This window comes from Spirochaetales bacterium (assembly GCA_016930085.1).
Classification (GTDB): Bacteria; Spirochaetota; Spirochaetia; order SZUA-6; family JAFGRV01; genus JAFGHO01.
In genome coordinates, this window is record JAFGHO010000018.1 from 86,820 (window position 1) to 104,320 (window position 17,501).

Genomic DNA, 17,501 nt, shown 5'->3' on the forward strand with positions numbered 1-17,501 from the left:
ACAGTAGTACTTTATTATGACTATTTTTATAGATTTAGCACCTTTATAGGGCTATTGTCCTATGGCTCAGTAGGTTTTTATATTTGAGAAACCATCAAGTTTATGTACTTCATAAATATCGTGTTTTCATGGATAAAAGATAATTCGTTTTTTACTATTTTATAGCGATCAATCATTGTTTCCGATATAGAAACCTCATTATATTCCCCTGTCCTCCGCGGCCTTCGTTCGACACAAACATATCTCCGCCGGGAAGAAAGCAAATCCCTTCCGGTTGTAAGAATAGTTGTCTGGGTAATTCGGTCACGGACCGTATTGCCCCGTCCGTATCGATAACGACAAGAAGTTTTTCGACGGAAGAAATGAGATAGATTTCCCCCGTCACCGGATGCACGGCAATCCCTGAAGGCTGTAATTTCCCCTTTATGAGAAAAGGATTTTCAGCTTTTTCCCTGATCGCGTCGATATCGATTGAAAAAAGCGGAACGGCCGTCATGCTTTTTTTATTGAGGTCAAAAGTATAAATGGGCTCGTCCATTCCTGCCAGGTACTGCGGATTTTTACAGGTGATAAGGAGGGCGTTCAATCCCCGGTGGTAGCAGAGACCTTCCGCATCATCCCGCGATGACAGGAATGTCTGGTATTTTTTTATTTTCTGATCCGCCAGCCCCAGATTCTTGATGCGATAGATCGTTCCGGTATTGAGAAGGATATAAATCTTTGTCTCCATGTCGTCGATTGTGTCTTTCATTATCTCGATATCCTCGTAATCCTTATCCTTGCCGAATTTGTGATTCCCCTTCATCTCGCCGCTTTCATAATCCAGCAGATAGATGATACCGTTCTCATCTTCGATACAGGCGAGTATATTGTCCCTGTAATACGATATACCGGAGACCTCCGTCAGTTCCGGCGGAAGTGTGATGATGGTATCGGGATGCAATATATCGTAGGGCAGGACACCCATCAGATTGACGACGGAAGTCCCGCTTTCACCTTCCGCCGGACGGGTAATCCAGATGCTTAAGACGGCGACCCCCGCGATAGTGCATAAAAGAATAATGATGAGTTTATTTTCTTTTTTCACAGGCAATACCCCAAGACAGTACCGGTTTTTTCATCCGATCATCTCGCCTTTATGCGAAAGCAGGTTGATCGATCTGATACCGGAAAGCTGTTTCACATTACTGACAAACGCATGTTCTTCTTTTTTCTTGATCTGGATTTCGTAGATCATCTCGTAACCGGAGGAGTCGCTGTTTTTCATTTTCAATTTATATTTATGGGAAAAATCCTTGAATACGGTTTCAAGCTGATTTTCGGAAAACCCATTACCTTTGACAATAAGGATATATGAAAACTGTTCACCCAGATAATAATGGAAAATGAACATTAACACCGCCACGATGAGGGTACCCAACACCGCGATCGTGTGGTTTCCCGTCCCGGCGGCAAGACCCGCGGACATTCCCCAGAACAGGTAACCGATATCCCGTATATCTTTAATAGCTGACCTGAATCTGATTATGGACAGCGCCCCCACCATGCCGAGGGAGAGGGCAAGGCTTCCCCCGATTACCATCATCACGGCCGCGGTTACCACGGTAATAAGCACAAGGGTGATATTGAAATTTTTGGAATAGATGATTCCCGAGTAGGTCTTTTTGTAGACCCATGAAATGATCAATGCCACGATGATCGCGATTGCCTGATTGAACAACATCTGCTCGACGGGAATATAAACGGTAACGATATCGATAATTCCCGGAAATAATTTTTTTTCCACCTCGCGTTCCTCTTTTCCTTTTTCCTCAATAAAAAGGTGTAACATCAACGATTCAATAGTCTTTCGTTGGTTTCACGACTCACATAATCAAAAGAGAAATAATCTTTTTAACTACTCGACAATGCTCTTATATTCAATACGGATATATAATATAATATAATTAAAACAACCGGTGCAAGGCAAATGGGACGTGCAATTATCAGAGAATATTATATGTTTCCCTGCCGTAACAATATTTACTGATTGCCGAGTTGACTGTCTGTATACATGACAATACCATTTTCAACCATGCGGGTAAAAATACATTGTATTTGACCTCCATAACAACAGTCATGCTTTCGAAAACAGGAAACAGATGCAAATCGAGTCTGAAAATATCGAAATCCGTGGCGCATGCGGTGATGTTCCTGTCAAAGGTAATGCGAATATTGTTGAAATCCTCGACAAACGCGTCCCGCATATAATCGATGACGACGACGGGGCTGTAATAATGTTCGGCCATCAAACAATAGACACGGTTCAGGACAGGGTTTCCGGGATTCAGTAAAAACGACCTGACGCCGTTTATCAACATCGATGCCTGTTCCCTTGTGACAAACGCCGTCTCTTTCTTCAAATAATCGTTGTATTTGTTCTTGATCTCCAGTTTTATTTGATCGGTCTCCACATTATAAAGCCTCAATCTTATTTTTTTTCTCTCTTCGATACCCATTATCTTCTCCATGTACTCCTTGTTGTCCGGAGTATCGAAGTAAAGGCTTCGTATCCAATAGCCGTCAAACGATCTGGAATGCGAATCCGTTTTCATGAATCTGGAAAGTATCTCCCTGATTCGTACATAATCGATATAACCGATATAGTATTTCAATTCGTTTCTGAACAAGGAGATATGGTTATTGCTTCCGTTTTTTCCATCATTCATCACGTTTTCCTGCCCTCTCATCATCCATCACCGTTTCCATACCGCTCTCTTACAAACATCATACGAGTTTATCTCATATGATATTATCGATCCATGAACATCGTATGCCGGATGTATGATTATTGAGTAAACATTTCATTCTATAATAATCGTCAATACCATGATATCCCGCATTTGTACAGGGGGTTGAACAATTATACATCGAACGTTCATCATTCGTTCACACGATGATCACAATATTCGTGTATACTGAACCGAAAACTATTTATATAATTTAGATTTCTTTCTTTTTACATAAAAACAAGAGTGCCGGAGTTGTTTGCCGATGGTAATGAATTCTTGTATGAGGGAAAAGACGCCGAATGAAGGCTGTGTGTGTAAAAACCACGCCGACAACGATGTCGCTTCAATAATGCAGGGAGTTTCGCTATCGATGTTACCTGCAACCTATCCTCCCGCATCACCATGAAAACTCTTAGTGGGTGATTCAGCCGATTCTTTTAAGTGTTTTTAGGTGAATTGCTACAGGTAGCATATATATAAATCCCTATTCCGGCAATAGCATTTTATTGTATAAAAATCGGGTGTTTACCGGCAATAGCTTATTGAAATATCATGTTTTATAGTATATTCTTTATATAGAATTATCCTATTGACAATACACACTCCCTCTCTATTCAATGTATAATGTAGAGTAAAATAAAAAGACATACGGATATGAGCGTTACGCCGACACATGATGAGGGGTATCATCGATGTGAAGATGAGACGTTATTTGGTAAAAAAAGGGAACGTAAACAATGAAAAAAATCCTGATTATCGACGACAATATCGAAAGTAAAAAGCATATTGCCGAATATCTTGAAGATGAAGGAAGTTTTCAGGTCGATATTAAAAATAAAAAACAATCGCTGGAACAACTGGAAAAACAAAATCTCTTTGATCTTGTCATCGTCGACATCCTCATCTCACAGAATAACGGCTGGACTATCTGCCGGGAAATAAAAAAGATCACCGATATACCGCTTGTTGTCGTTACCTCCAATCACGAAGATATCTATGAATTGTACGGATATGAGATAGGGATCGACGAATATATAAGAAAACCCTTCAATCCGGAAATTTTGATAGCCAGAATGAACGCCCTGTTGCGGCGAAGAAACGGTAACCGCCAGATTCATACCTTTGATGAGTTTGAACTCAACAAAAAAGGGCATTATGTTTCGATAAAGGGCAAACCCCTCCACCTCAGACCAAAGGAATACGACTTGCTTTTATACCTTGTCGAAAATCATGGTGTGGCGCTAAGCCGGGATCAGATTCTCAAAGACGTCTGGAATTACGATTACGACGGCTATCACCGGACAGTCGACTCCCATATAAAGCGCATACGTAAAAAACTGGGGACTAAAAACAGCTTTATCGAGACGGTAAGGAACTACGGGTATAAATTCGTCAATCCCGCCATGGACCCCCCCTATCAAAACTAGCACCGCCTCCACGGTAGCCGTCAAAAAAGAGCGGCCGGCACCCGTCGTCTCTATCGATTCAACTCCACGAGAATATCATCCCGGTGGAAAGATCGGGACTGTCCTTTATAAAGTTCGATTCCTTCCTTTATATTGTACTCCCCGGTTATAATTCGTGCGGCGATATTCTGTTTCAATACCATGATATCATCGGCGTATTGAACATAGTACTCTCCGCCTTCGGGAAGCAGCATTTGATCGCAATACATGGCATGGACACTTCGCGACCTGATCACATCATCCGCCGGCTTTATGGGGAGGTCCCAGTCATTGAGGGTTAGTTCCGGGTGAACATAGGCCTTATTGAATGTTCTTGCCGGATTCTGCAATTCCCTCATCATTTCATACGTCCCGCCCGTCTTTTTGTAGTGCAGGTCCGGAACGCCGTAGGTAAAAAGCATCTGGCCCGGCCCCTTGTCATGCATGATATCGATAAAACACCTGAAAGCGGCTTCCGGATCCTTTGCCTCTTTCGTGATCGCAAGACACGGGGCAACCCGTTCGAGGTACCGGGCATCGCCCACGGGAGGAACCGCGATCAAGACCGATTCGGGACAACTGGTGCTTCGTATGCTTTCATTCAACCGAACCGCCCATTGGCCCGACCAATATTCGATTATTCCCACCCTGCTTTCATACAACTTTGTCCGGACCGTCGTCGTCGTATTGGTGAAGATTTCGTGATCGATAATGCCTTCTTCATAGCATCGCCTGAAGCGTTCCAGGGCATCCTCCATTTCCGGTTCCGTAAACCCGTCAACCCATTCACCGCCCCGTTTGAAAAAACCGAATCTCGCACCCTGCATTATCATCCGGTTGTAATAATCGAACTCGTTATTGACGACTGTCGTATACCCGATCGTGTCCGCCAGGCCGTTTCCGTCAGGATCGTTTTCCGTGAACGCTTTCATGACCGTGTAAAACTCATCCCAGGTTTCGGGTACTTCGAGACCGAGATTCGAAAGCCAGTCCTTTCTTATATAAGTAACACACCCCCCGCCCCTGTTAAGGGGAAAGCCGTATATATTGCCGTCCCTGAGCCGGTAGGCCGTATAATACCTTTCGTCTATGTCCTTTATATACCTGCTTCCCCTGATATAATCATTAAGCGCCAGAAGCTTGCCGGAGGCGGCAAGAACGATATAATCCCCTGTCTGTATTTCACAGATGTCCGGAAGGTCGCCGGAGAGAAAAATAAACCTGAGTTTTTTGCTGTACTGGTCGTGAAGCGGTTGAACGATAAACCATTCAACACCTGTTAGTTTAGAAAGCTCCTCACACCATTCCCTCTGCCCGTTCTGCGGTACCAGGACGATATCGAGCACCGCTTTCATGCGGACGGGTTTTTCCCGAACAACCGTTTTTTCTTTTGCGCAGTACGCCAACAACAAACACGCGACCGCCGTTAAACCGGTCCTGAGGAAAATCCATTTCTGTCTCATTTTCCCGTTCCCCGTCTCTAAAAAAGCAAAGACTCTCATGCTAAAGATATTTTCCTACAACAAAGCTTTACTTAATTCTAAAACTATTTTATGATTATGTACAGACAAATATCAAAAGAAGCCGATGCACCGCGGCAGAGACGACGATGTAAACAATTATGGCTAAAAAGAAAAAGAGAATACACACAATCTTTTTCCGGTTTCTTACAATGTTTATCATAGTATTGATAATACCCGTCATTATCAGCTGGTTTACTTACCAGGGAATGCTTCGGGGCTATATCGAACAGGTAAAAAAAACGCATCTCGCCCTGCTTATCCAGACACGTGAAATTATCGATAATTACATGACCTCGATCGAATGGAAAGTCTTCAATATCGGAGAAAAGCAGCGGCTCAAGGAACTCCTGCGCCTGAGTGCAAACGAGATCGGTTCCGTCAATTATAAAATCAGGGAGTTTATCAATGAATTTTCATCCTATTTTTACGATGAAGATTTAACGACAACATGCTACATCTATCTCAAAAAAAGCGATACCGTCATCACCCCGGACACATCGTTTTCCACCTCACTTTTCAACAGGGAATCCGTGTTTGAAATACGGGGCTCGACGGTTCAATCGTGGAACAACAACCTTTCGCTCACCTACTTCAAGGGTCTGTTTCTGCCTTCGATAAGGATAAAAAGCGAAATGATTACCCATTCGGAATATATCACCTATATACCCTACATTCATTCGCTTCCCGTTCTCAGTTTTACCGACAGACCCGAAGGGGCCATCGTATTTCTGATAAGCGAACAGAAAATCGAAAACCTTATCAGAAAATTCAACATTCCTCCCGGCGGACGCGCCTATATAACGGACAACCGCCGAACGATCATCACGAGTGTAACGGGAAATACCGCAGGCAAGACGCCCCGCCCTTCATTCAAAAGAACCTTTGATCAACAGGAAGGCATCATCATCGAAGAACGGGACGGCCTGCGGATGGTCTCCATCTATACGACCTCGCCGAAAAACGACTGGAAATATGTGGTGACAATTCCCTATCAATATCTCATCGATCAACTGGGGTTTTCTAATAACATCATCATGTGGCTTCTTGTATCGTCGTTTGTCTTCAGTATCATCATCGCACTGTACCTCGCCTATGAAAACTCAAAACCGCTTCAGAAAGTGATTACAATGATGGGGGAGTTCTTCGGCCAGGATACCCCTAAAAAGGACTATCCGGATTTACAGGGAGGTGTCGCCGAACTGATAAAAAAAAGCCGGGGACTAAAGGAGGCTTTGGACCGACAGTCCGATTTTGTTCAAAAAACCTTCTTCAACCGGCTTATAAAAGGTGGATTTAAAAACAGGGAGGAAATCGATGCGGGCTTATCGTTTGCCCGAATGCGGATAACGGGCGAGAAGTTTCTGATATGTATTATCGCACTTTCAGGCTATGAAGACCGCAGGGAAAAAGAGATATTCTCGGAACTCCAGATGACGAAAGTCGTCATCGCCAACATCATATCGAACACGATAGGCGGCAACTGCCATATCCATGATATGGACGAGGAACGAATGGCGGTGTTGCTTGCATTTTCGGACATGAGTGATTCAGCCTGTTTTTCATCGGCAGAAAAATCAATACAGACGATATACGACAATATCCGCGAGGTATACGTGTCGCAATTTCATATCGCCGTAAGCGGACTCGCACGAAATCTGCTGGAAATCAACAAAGCGATGGAAGAAGCGATAGAGGCGTTGAATGTCACGGGAAAATCATCCGCCAACCCCGTTATCTGGTTTCACCAGCTATCGGAGAAGATCCAGGATTACTACTACCCCCTTGAAATAGAAATGCGGTTTATGAATGTCGTCAAGGCGGGGGATATTGACCAGGCAAATGCGATTCTGGATACCATCGCCGGGGTCAATCTGAATACGCTCAGGTTGAGCAGAAAAAAATGCGATCAGCTGATGATGGAAATACACGGAACATTTATAAAACTCAAGAATCATATCGATATCGATTCGCGGGTCATGGAGATGATACGGCATATCACGGAGATTGAAGAACCGGAGGAGGCGTTCGGTCACATAAAAAAGCTGACGGGGCGTCTCTGTAAAATGATCGATGAAAAGAAAAAAAGCCACAATACAGCGCTGAGTGACAATATCGTTCATTACCTCGATGAAAATTATTCAAATTCCCAACTGTCGCTTTACAGCGTCTCTTCCAGATTCGGGCTTACCGAGGTGTATCTCTCCTGTTTTTTCAAGGAGCAGACCGGTGTCAATTTTTCCTGGTATCTTGAAAAACTGCGGATCGACCACGCCACACGACTCCTTTCGGAAACCTCCCTCACGATCAACGAAATAGCTCAAAAAGTGGGATACAGCAGCGACAAGGCATTCCGCAGGGCTTTCAAGCGGGTAACGAATATACCGCCGACGAAACTCAGACTTCTGCAAAAGCGTGCCGCCCCATCCTGACACTCCTCATCGGACTGCTTTATACCGCATGACCGCGTCCATTATTAAATATTGTGTTCATTAATAAAATTTAATCCTTTAAAAAAATACCGTTTCATGATAGAATGAAGACCGAAATATCAACTATAGATAGGATGAAAAAAGGAAAAGCCAATGAAAAAAAATGCCGGTTTCAATAAAAAACGGGTTCTTTGCTGTTTCATTCTCCTCATCGTCGCATTCACCGCCGCTTCCCAGAACCTGGGTGACGTGAACGGGAGCGGAAGTATCGATATTGTCGATGCCCTCCTGATCGCGCAGTTTTCAGTCGGGCTTAATCCTGGTAATTTCAACCAGGGTGCAGCGGATGTCAATTGCGACAACAACGTCAATATCGTGGACGGCCTTCTCACCGCGCAGTTTTACGTGGGACTCATCAATTCGTTTCCCTGTTCGCAAACCAATCCGCCCACATCACCACCCGCTTCACCGACGAATCCTCCCCAATCTTCCGGTGTTATCGGATGGGCGAGTCAAAACGGGGGAACGACCGGGGGCTCGGGCGGCAGTACGGTCAATGTATCAAGTTACTCGAGCCTTGAAAGCGCGGTTTCGGGTACGGAAAGCCGGATCGTCGTGATCTCGGGAACAATCACCGGCTCGGGGATGATGCAGGTCGGATCCAACAAGACGATCACCTCGTCGGGCGGAAACGGGACCATTTCCGGTTTCGGATTCACCGTCAAGGAACAGCGGAATGTGATAATCCAAAACCTCAATTTTACCAATGCGGACGACGATTCGATCAATGTCGAAACATACTCGACCAATATCTGGATCGATCACTGTTCGTTATCGAACGGCTACGACGGACTCGTCGATATCAAACGGGGTTCATCATATATCACCGTCTCGTGGAACCGCTTTTTCAATCACGGAAAGACCTGTCTCCTGGGTCATTCCGACGATAATGCGAGCCAGGACACCGGCAACCTCAAGGTTACCTATCACCATAACTTTTTCGACAATACGGACACACGCCATCCCCGGGTTCGTTTCGGACATGTCCATGTGTTCAACAACTATTATATCGGAAACGAATATGGCGTCGCCTCAACAATGAATGCGGATGTTCTGGTCGAGGCAAATTATTTCAGGGATGTCGAAGATCCGGTACTTTCGGGATATGCAAGCTCCGATCCCGGCGATGTGGAGGAACGCAACAATGTGTACGATTCCTGCGGCAATGGACCTCAGACACGGGGAAGCGTGCCGTCGTTCCCATACAGTTATTCCGTTGACAACCCTCAGAATATCCCTTCAATCGTATCCGGCGGTGCGGGGGCCGGAAAGATGTAAAAGGTGTATTGAGGCGAGGTACAAAAAAAACAGGCGGTTTCCGCCTGTTTTTTTTATCCGGCGGTCCGTTTCAGGGAACGACGACAACGTCTTTCGGCGAGAGATACCCCTCGCCGGAAAGAACCATCTCCCAGGCGTCCTTGTTGATCATAAGGCTGCTTCCCTCCTTTATCGCGTGACAGAGTCTTCCGACATCTCTCGCCACATACTGGATATTTTTACTCGCAGGATCGATATACAAGGCTATTCCCTTATAGACGGTCCCATCGATATCAATATCAAGATAATAGTCCAGTTCCCACATATTGAACGACTCCTCTATTTTTTCCGGATACTTTTTATAATAGTCATCAGGCATCTCGAGATACAGATACATATCCCCGGATTCCTTTTCGACTGTCGCATTGATATATGCCACGGGATGTTCGTCCGTCTGTCTGACAGGCGGAAGGGTACCGGTGCCTCCGTCCCGGCCGGCACCGGTGTTACGGTTTCCGCAGGTAAGAAACAAACCGAAAACAAGAACGAACGCAGAAAACAGTCCGATAATGCGTTTCATAAATAATAAACTATATGGCTCCCCGAACAAAAGTCAAGAAGGTACCGGCGTGAAAAAGCCTGTCGGCTAAAATTTCGCCGAAAACACATGTTCTGGACTCACCGTCCCTTGATAGCCTGAAAATTAATCCGGATAATACGGATGAGTTTGTCTTTTATACGGAGGGTGATAACACACTCCCCGTATTGTCGGCCGGTGAAGTGATCGTATCTCCGGTACACCCGAACGCGCCGAATGGTTTTCTCAGAAAAATCGATAATATCGTTTCAGAAGACGACAGGTTGATCGTTTCGACCAGTCCGGCCGCTTTGGGAGAGGCGATAGAACAATGCGGCATCCACGAAATCGTTCCGATTGTCTTTGCCGAACCAGACAACACGGGAAGAACACTTCGCGGAGGAAGGGACATCGACGTTACTCTTTCGGGCAACAAGATGACGATCGGCGAATCAATCGAATTTTTCGCCGATTCTTCCGCCGTAAAACTGGAAGTCCAGGCGGAACTGACACCAAGACTCGAAATCGCCCTGAGAATCGAAAACGGCGAAATCAAACACTTTTTATTCAAACTTGTTTTCGATATCGGTTTGAAAGGTGGATTCGGCATCGGTGCTGATACGGATGTTCTCAAATATATAACGGACCCGCAGCTTCTGGATCGCCTCTCCTGGCTCAACAAGAGCGGTGAAATTCCCGTTCCAATCAACATCAGCCCCATCATCATTACGATTAGCGGTGTTCCTGTCGTGGTAAAGCCGATGCTTTCTCTTGCATGGGGAATCCAATTCAAGGCATACGGTTCCGGGAGCATTTCGGCGGAAAAACGGGGGAGTTTCGAGGCCGGTTTTCTTTACGACGATGACGGGTTCAAACCCATAGGTGGAATAAATGCCAAACCGGTAGAACTCGGTATCAATGCGAAATGGGGCCTGAAACTGAAACCGTATATCGGTCCGAAAATTTTATTCGTCTTTTATGAAGCCGCTGGACCTTTCGTCATGTGCGATATCTTCCTTGAAGCGGACGGAAACATCAAATCCGAAGCCGTTTATTCGGACGACTCAATGACAATAAAGGGCAAACTCAAGGTCTGCTGCTCGAAAGGTGTCGAATGTGTTCTGGGATTTGACACGAGCCCGAAAGGAAAAGAAATATTGAAGATACTTTTCGGGGACCGGTTCATTACCTTTTTCAAGAAATGGGTACTCTTCTCGAAAAAGGAGGAGATTTTCTGTTTGCCCGAATTCGACATTTTCGAAATCGGGATACCGGCGGACCGGACCCCGGATTCACTCCCCGATCTGGTCTGTTCCGGCATTACTATCCCCTCCGAAATACGGAAAGGAACGGATTGTACATTTACGGTTACCGTTTCAAATACCGGTCCCGTATATACGGGAGGCGTCAACGTCGACTGGTATATCGACGGAAGGTTCATGAAACAAACGACGATCGCCTCGGTCGTTCCACCGTACGGTTCCCAAAGTATTCAATACACCTGGCCGGCATCCTCCGGAACCCATATCGTCCATGCCGATATCGATCCGGACAACATTATCGCGGAATCAGACGACACGAACAATTCCTGTTCCGAATACACGTTCACGGTGGACGGCGGGGGGGGCGATACGACACCGCTGCCCGATCTCTTCTGTTCGGAAATCACCCTCCCGGCGCATATGAAGGCAGGCGAAAGCCACACATTTACGGCCGCCGTCTCCAATACCGGACGGGAATATACGGGCGGCGTATGCGTCAGATGGTACATCGACCGCCAGACCGTAACGGACACGCGCATCAATACCGCCATTGCGCCGGGCGGTTTCCAAACAACCTCCTGCACACGGGAAACGGCGCCCGGCCCTCACGTTATTTCCGTCGTCATCGATCCGGATAATGCCATTGCGGAAAGCGATGAAACCAACAATGCCGGCCCCGAAAGGGAATTCATCGTTGATTACACCGGTTCTGTAACCACGACGACAATACCCGGAGAGCCCCAGTCATGGTCCTTCGACTGGGTATCGACCGGGTCATCAGGCATGCAGAGTGCGCATTCGCAGACGGTGACAGCCGGAAGTTCGGTGACGGTGACGACAATAACGGAGTGGACAATCTATACCGGCTCCGGGCCCTCGTATGCATTCGATCATTGGTCCGTTTCGAATGCGAAAGCTTCCGATCCGGCCTCCCCTTCGACGACGATAACCGGTTTTACCGGAGACGCGAGTGCGGTACCGGTTTACACCGAAACACATCCGACTGCCGCCCCGACCCCGAAGCCGACCGGAACGACACTGCCGGCTTCGACCCCGATTCCCGGACCGACTTCGATACCGACATCGCTTCCCGTCTACGTCCCGACCGACACCCCTTCCCCGACGCCGGCCCCGGAACCGACCGGAACGACACTGCCGGCTTCGACCGCGATCCCGACATCCCTTCCCGTCTACTTCCCGACCGACGCCGCCACCCCGACCACGACTCCGGGACCGGTTATCGGAACGCGTATATGACCCCCACGGTGAGGGAGGGTGTGACGTTGCCGGGGGATTAGCCGGTGTTGACGCATCATCGGTCTCGATCCCTTATTTTCGAAACCGCCGCGCACGGAGTTCCCGGTCAAGAAATGGCTATGCTACTCCGGCGCATGAGAATTCCTTCGTACCGGAAAAATTCGGTAAGGGATGGGAATTCCCAAAAACAACTATTGCGGAAGCGGCCAAGACAAGCTATGATCTCATTGGTTTATTGATCAATGAGAAATTGTAAAATCATTCCGGAGGAAATAAATGAAAAACTACTGTGTTTTATCGCTTGCGTTTGCGGTATTGACGCTTTTTTTGTCCGCTTGCAGTTTTTTAGAGGATGACAACAAAAAAAATGTCGATGATATTCCGTTTTCGGACTCGAACAATTCGGAAGCCGCTTTGAATTTATGGGCGGCACTGATTACCGGCACATACGTGAAACTCGAATGGGATATGCCGGAACCGGAAAATAACGAGGTGCTTTTCTACCGCGTTTATAAATTCAAGGATCCGATAGGCACAACAAGGGAAAAGAACTACACGGTATCGGGATTGTCTCTCAATACCAGATATACCTTTCGTGTTATGGCCTATTATCGAATTGCCTCCCGCTGCGATATCGCATCCGCTTATGATACAGTGATGGTGACGACGGGACAACTCGGCATACCCGTTATTGAAGGATGTATTCCGACGCCGCGGCCGCCGGCAACGACAATATCGGACAACGGAGTCGATATTTTCCCGAAATCCGGTTCCTCGTCTGCCGTCTGTATTTGCGCGGCGCCGGGGGAATGTTCGGTCTGGGTCGATTGTACTCCTGCCCCGGGAGATTATGATCCCTGTCCCGGCGGTTCATGGACAAAGGCGATAATCGATCTATATACGCCGGTCGTCTATGATAATAAAGCATATACACGGATATGGTATCAACATCTGGACCCCGAATCCCTGATTTACAATTCCCCGGTTAAAAAACATATCGGACTCGGGGATAAAATCGGCAACACCGGCAATTGCAATGCCAACCATTTGCATTTCGGCCTGTTGCGGGAAGCGACGGAAGAAGACAAGAAAAAATACAACAATTACGCCTTAAAGTGGGTGTCTCTGGACGATCGAAGCGCGGTGATCGAGCTCCTTCTGGGAGACGATGAATACGGCAGCACGAAAGCGGTCGAGTTGTCGGGCGGCCAGTATCCGACGGAACCTCACGATATCGGACCACTGGAAATATATACCTTCAATTGGGAAGGTTTTACTCCATTTTGTGACGATAACAGAAACACGGCATGCGTACTGAAAGACGACATCATCAGGATATCAACCCCTTCTGTCTGCAAAGGATATGAAAAGGACGGTAAAATATACCAATTTACAAAATGGATCGGGGACGGTCTTTCGACGATTATTGACGACAAACAACCCGAGACCGATGTGACCGGTTTCGCGGGCGATTCGATCATTCACGCGGAGTACGTGGAGGTATCCGATAACACCCTGCCCGATCTCGTCTGCAGCGGCATCACGACGCATAAGAATATGTTCGAAGGGTTAAATTACCCGTTTACGGCGGTGATTTCCAACATCGGTATTGAATATACCGGAATGGTGAGGGTTGTCTGGTATGTCGACAACATGAAATCGGGCGTCGAAACAGCGATCTCTCTGCCCATTCCGCCGGGGGGTTCACAGAGTACGACATTCATCTGGAACAATGCTTCGGTCGGCGGCCACCGAATATCGATCGTTGTCGACCCGGACAACAAGATCATCGAATCCGATGAATCCAACAATGCCTCATGCCTGATAGATTTTCTGGTGAGTTCATACCCCCGCCCCAACCTGGTATGTTCGGATATCATTATCCCGTCGAATATGATTCCGGGCGTAAATTACACCTTCGAGGCTATTGTTTCCAATACGGGAACTGACCATGCGGGCAACGTTTCCGTTGACTGGCATATCGGCGGAAGGGAGACGGTCCGAACCACGATAAATTCGATCATTTCCCCTGGAAGTTCACGGACCGCAACATACACCTGGTTGGCAGAATCCGGAAATTATATTATCTCCGTATTCGTCGACCCTGAGAATGCCTTCATGGAATCGGATGAAACCGACAACGCATGTCTGGGACAAAGCTTTTACGTTCCTTATCCTGTATTCAATACGACAACGACCTCTTCCATATTGCCGCGGATAGAACCGGAGAATTGGTCCTTCAACTGGATTTCGATCGCGACAGACGGCGATCAAACTCCGTATTCGAAAGCAGTGACATCTTCGGATTCCGTTCCCGTTTACACCGCATCCCAATATAGCGCCTACTCCGGCGAGGGTTCGACGTATATCTTCGACCATTGGGAGATATCCAATGCCGCCGCATCCAGCCCCCGTTCCGCCTCCACAACAATAAGCAATTTCACGGGAAACGCAAGTGCCCAACCGGTATATAATGAAATACCGCAGACTCCGGCACCCACGTCTGCTCCGACATCCCCGCCCACTGCCGTCCCGCCGCCCCCGACAAATCCGCCGACCGATGTACCGCCGAATATCGATCCCGACCATTCGACCCCGACTCCCACGCCTGTCCCGGTCGTCGGCACACCGCGTTGACCGCTTTATACGGCGCCGAACCCCCCTGTTTTTCAAGGGGTTTCGGCGCCGTGTTTATCACGGCGAAACAGCGGCCCGCCGGTCTCCGGGATTATCCCTCGCAGGTCAATATGCGATATGGAACGAGACACTCACCTTTCCTTTTTGAGGGACCGGTACGATACGCCAGCTTCCCGACGGCACGGCCGTAATGTCTTTTTTCGCTTTCCATGCCCGGTACTCGTCAAAAGCGGCTTCCGCCCTGCTTTTTATTGGAAAGCTGACGATACCGGAACCGGCTATCATTATACCGCTCAGCATGGCTGTATGCATCATGGCCTCCGGAAACAAACACCAACTCCCGCGGCAAACGAAAAATAAATATCTTTAATCTTGACACAAGCCACATTTTTAAATAATGATACGGGCATTCATTTTTTCTCTATACAATGAGGATCGCCTATGGTTCAGGATAATAAAAAAAATGGTGAACACTCGTGGCATGAAAGCCCCTGTTCCGCGTGTCCGCAGACGCCATGCTGCAATCATGTTCCCGTCTGCACAATTCCAATGGAAACGGAACTCGATCTTAGAAAAGCCGCCACATTACTGTATCACATGAATATCGAAATCGGTCTCTATGATACCGGAAAATGGGTTGTCTATTACAAAACGCCATGCCGGTATTACGATAAAGCGACGACAAAATGCGCCCTTCACGGTACTGAAAACAAGCCGGTCGTATGCAGAGAATATCCCTCACTCAAGTGCTGGTACCGGGAGTATTTTCTCAAGGAGACCTCGATCAGGTTTATACGATTCAATCTCGATCGTTTCGTCCGGCTTTTTTCCAGCGTTGTATTCGACGGCAGCGGAGAAATATGCGAAACCCCTGATTGGGAAACGATGGCGGCCTGCATTTCGAATATTCCACTTGAGAGTGGGAAATCCCTTTTCAGAGAAATCAGGTACAGAAACCTTTTCGGCTGCCACAAAAATTGTTCGTATCCGCAACAGGCGAATCCGTGCTCCTCACTCGTCTTCCCGGTCAGCGATGCGCCATCGTTACCGGTAGAAGAGATGCTGCACTTTCGCAGGAATTTCATCGGTATCGATGTCACGACGGATAACACCGGAAGGTACCTGGTACTCGAAAGTCCCTGCCGCTTTATATCCGGCAGGTCCTGCCGGTACAGAAAGGCCGCCTGACCAGGGCTTCTCGTAAAAAGTTTCGCCATTCACGATAAACCCGTGTTCAGGAGATCGTCCGCCTACAAAAAAAAAGAGCGGGGATACCCCGCTCCATTATGTTATTACGGCTTCTTTATTTTTCCGCAGTGTTAAAGCGATTCGAGGATCTTCTCCGCCTCTTTTCCTATTGCCGTCGCAGGATCGATCTCGACCGCACTCGACAGCGTTTTCTTCGCTTTCTTCACATCGCCGAGTCCGCGGTAGCAGTATGAGGAGATAATAAGAAGCGCCTGCGCGAACTCCCCGTCGGGATATTTTGTCAGATACCCCGAACAGACATTGAGGGCCTCCTGAAAGGCCATTCCCTCGACAAGCAGCCTTCCCTTGAGAATGACGATATCCCTCAGAAACGGGTGCTCGTCCGGTATATCGACTTCAGTCAGGTATTTAAGGGCGAGTGCCTTTTTTTCCATCTGACTGCATGTGTAGGCGATATAATAGCGGTAAGTAATTTTGTCTTCATTGTCAGTCGAACGACCGAGTCCCTCCTGAAATACGGCGAGGGCTTCCTTGTAATTTCCTTTTTCGATAGAGGAGAGCCCCTCCCGGATAAACTCGTCATCCTCTTCGATATCGATAAACTCGACTTCATCCTCGAGCGAAACACTCTGATCCGGCCCACGTACGCCTGCCTGGGATTCCTTTCCGTGAACGGTTTCCTCGCCGGCAAATACCGCTTTCATTTTTACCTCGAACAAATCCGCCACGCCCCACGAGGAAACTTTCTTTGACGCATTGACGATGTTATCGAGGCGGTAGACGCCTTGTTCAAAGATAGAAATCGTATCCCCCCCGGAAACGAGTTCGATCAAACTGTCCTTTCCCAGCCGGATCGAGGACTCTATAGGAAGCTTGTCCCCGAACGAAACGGGTTTCCACTGGCCCTTTATCCTGATATCCACATCGCCATCGACATAATCCACGACAAGGGAGTCGGAAAAAGACACGGAGGAGATCATAAGAAGCGATAATAAAAGCAATCCTTTTATTCCTGCTTTTGCCATAGTACGAACCTCACTTTCCGAATATAATCATAGACATATAATAAACCCT

General features: G+C 47.3%; 13 protein-coding genes. 6 read left to right on the forward strand and 7 right to left on the reverse strand.

What is annotated here, in order from left to right:
* Window positions 1–172 precede the first annotated feature (172 nt).
* The 3 genes from JW881_03340 to JW881_03350 form a co-directional block, all read right to left on the reverse strand.
* Complete coding sequence (locus JW881_03340; GenBank protein ID MBN1696528.1) at window positions 173–1,087, reverse strand: SdiA-regulated domain-containing protein; 915 nt, start codon at window positions 1,085–1,087, stop codon at window positions 173–175.
* Between the two features lie 30 nt (window positions 1,088–1,117).
* Entirely contained in the window at window positions 1,118–1,786 is a 669-nt protein-coding gene (locus JW881_03345) for a DUF4956 domain-containing protein (GenBank protein ID MBN1696529.1), read from the reverse strand.
* A 199-nt stretch (window positions 1,787–1,985) separates the two neighbouring features.
* Window positions 1,986–2,708, reverse strand: a complete 723-nt coding sequence (locus JW881_03350; protein ID MBN1696530.1) for a polyphosphate polymerase domain-containing protein — start codon at window positions 2,706–2,708, stop codon at window positions 1,986–1,988.
* A gap of 800 nt (window positions 2,709–3,508) precedes the next feature.
* Between JW881_03350 and JW881_03355 the strand changes: the two genes are divergently transcribed.
* Window positions 3,509–4,198, forward strand: a complete 690-nt coding sequence (locus JW881_03355) for a response regulator transcription factor (GenBank protein MBN1696531.1) — start codon at window positions 3,509–3,511, stop codon at window positions 4,196–4,198.
* 50 nt (window positions 4,199–4,248) lie between these two features.
* Here JW881_03355 and JW881_03360 read toward each other — a convergent pair whose 3' ends face one another.
* Window positions 4,249–5,679, reverse strand: coding sequence for an extracellular solute-binding protein (locus JW881_03360; GenBank protein MBN1696532.1), 1,431 nt, complete (start codon window positions 5,677–5,679; stop codon window positions 4,249–4,251).
* A gap of 209 nt (window positions 5,680–5,888) precedes the next feature.
* Between JW881_03360 and JW881_03365 the strand changes: the two genes are divergently transcribed.
* Window positions 5,889–8,168: a helix-turn-helix domain-containing protein gene (locus tag JW881_03365; GenBank protein MBN1696533.1), complete on the forward strand. Its 2,280-nt coding sequence runs from the start codon at window positions 5,889–5,891 to the stop codon at window positions 8,166–8,168.
* Window positions 8,169–8,321: 153 nt separating this feature from the next.
* Complete coding sequence (locus tag JW881_03370; protein ID MBN1696534.1) at window positions 8,322–9,506, forward strand: hypothetical protein; 1,185 nt, start codon at window positions 8,322–8,324, stop codon at window positions 9,504–9,506.
* A gap of 70 nt (window positions 9,507–9,576) precedes the next feature.
* Here the strand turns inward: JW881_03370 and JW881_03375 are convergent, their stop codons facing one another.
* Complete coding sequence (locus tag JW881_03375; GenBank protein ID MBN1696535.1) at window positions 9,577–10,065, reverse strand: hypothetical protein; 489 nt, start codon at window positions 10,063–10,065, stop codon at window positions 9,577–9,579.
* Window positions 10,066–10,265: 200 nt separating this feature from the next.
* On the opposite strand from JW881_03375, the gene JW881_03380 reads away from it, so the two are divergent.
* On the forward strand, window positions 10,266–12,581 hold the full coding sequence (locus tag JW881_03380; protein MBN1696536.1) for a hypothetical protein: 2,316 nt from the start codon (window positions 10,266–10,268) through the stop codon (window positions 12,579–12,581).
* A gap of 276 nt (window positions 12,582–12,857) precedes the next feature.
* Window positions 12,858–15,218, forward strand: coding sequence for a hypothetical protein (locus JW881_03385; GenBank protein ID MBN1696537.1), 2,361 nt, complete (start codon window positions 12,858–12,860; stop codon window positions 15,216–15,218).
* A gap of 105 nt (window positions 15,219–15,323) precedes the next feature.
* On the opposite strand, the gene JW881_03390 is transcribed toward JW881_03385, so the two are convergent.
* On the reverse strand, window positions 15,324–15,533 hold the full coding sequence (locus JW881_03390) for a hypothetical protein (GenBank protein MBN1696538.1): 210 nt from the start codon (window positions 15,531–15,533) through the stop codon (window positions 15,324–15,326).
* A gap of 126 nt (window positions 15,534–15,659) precedes the next feature.
* Between JW881_03390 and JW881_03395 the strand changes: the two genes are divergently transcribed.
* A complete protein-coding gene (locus JW881_03395; protein ID MBN1696539.1) occupies window positions 15,660–16,406 on the forward strand; it encodes a YkgJ family cysteine cluster protein in 747 nt (248 codons plus the stop codon).
* Window positions 16,407–16,537: 131 nt separating this feature from the next.
* Here the strand turns inward: JW881_03395 and JW881_03400 are convergent, their stop codons facing one another.
* On the reverse strand, window positions 16,538–17,452 hold the full coding sequence (locus JW881_03400; protein MBN1696540.1) for a hypothetical protein: 915 nt from the start codon (window positions 17,450–17,452) through the stop codon (window positions 16,538–16,540).
* Between the last annotated feature and the right edge of the window lie 49 nt (window positions 17,453–17,501).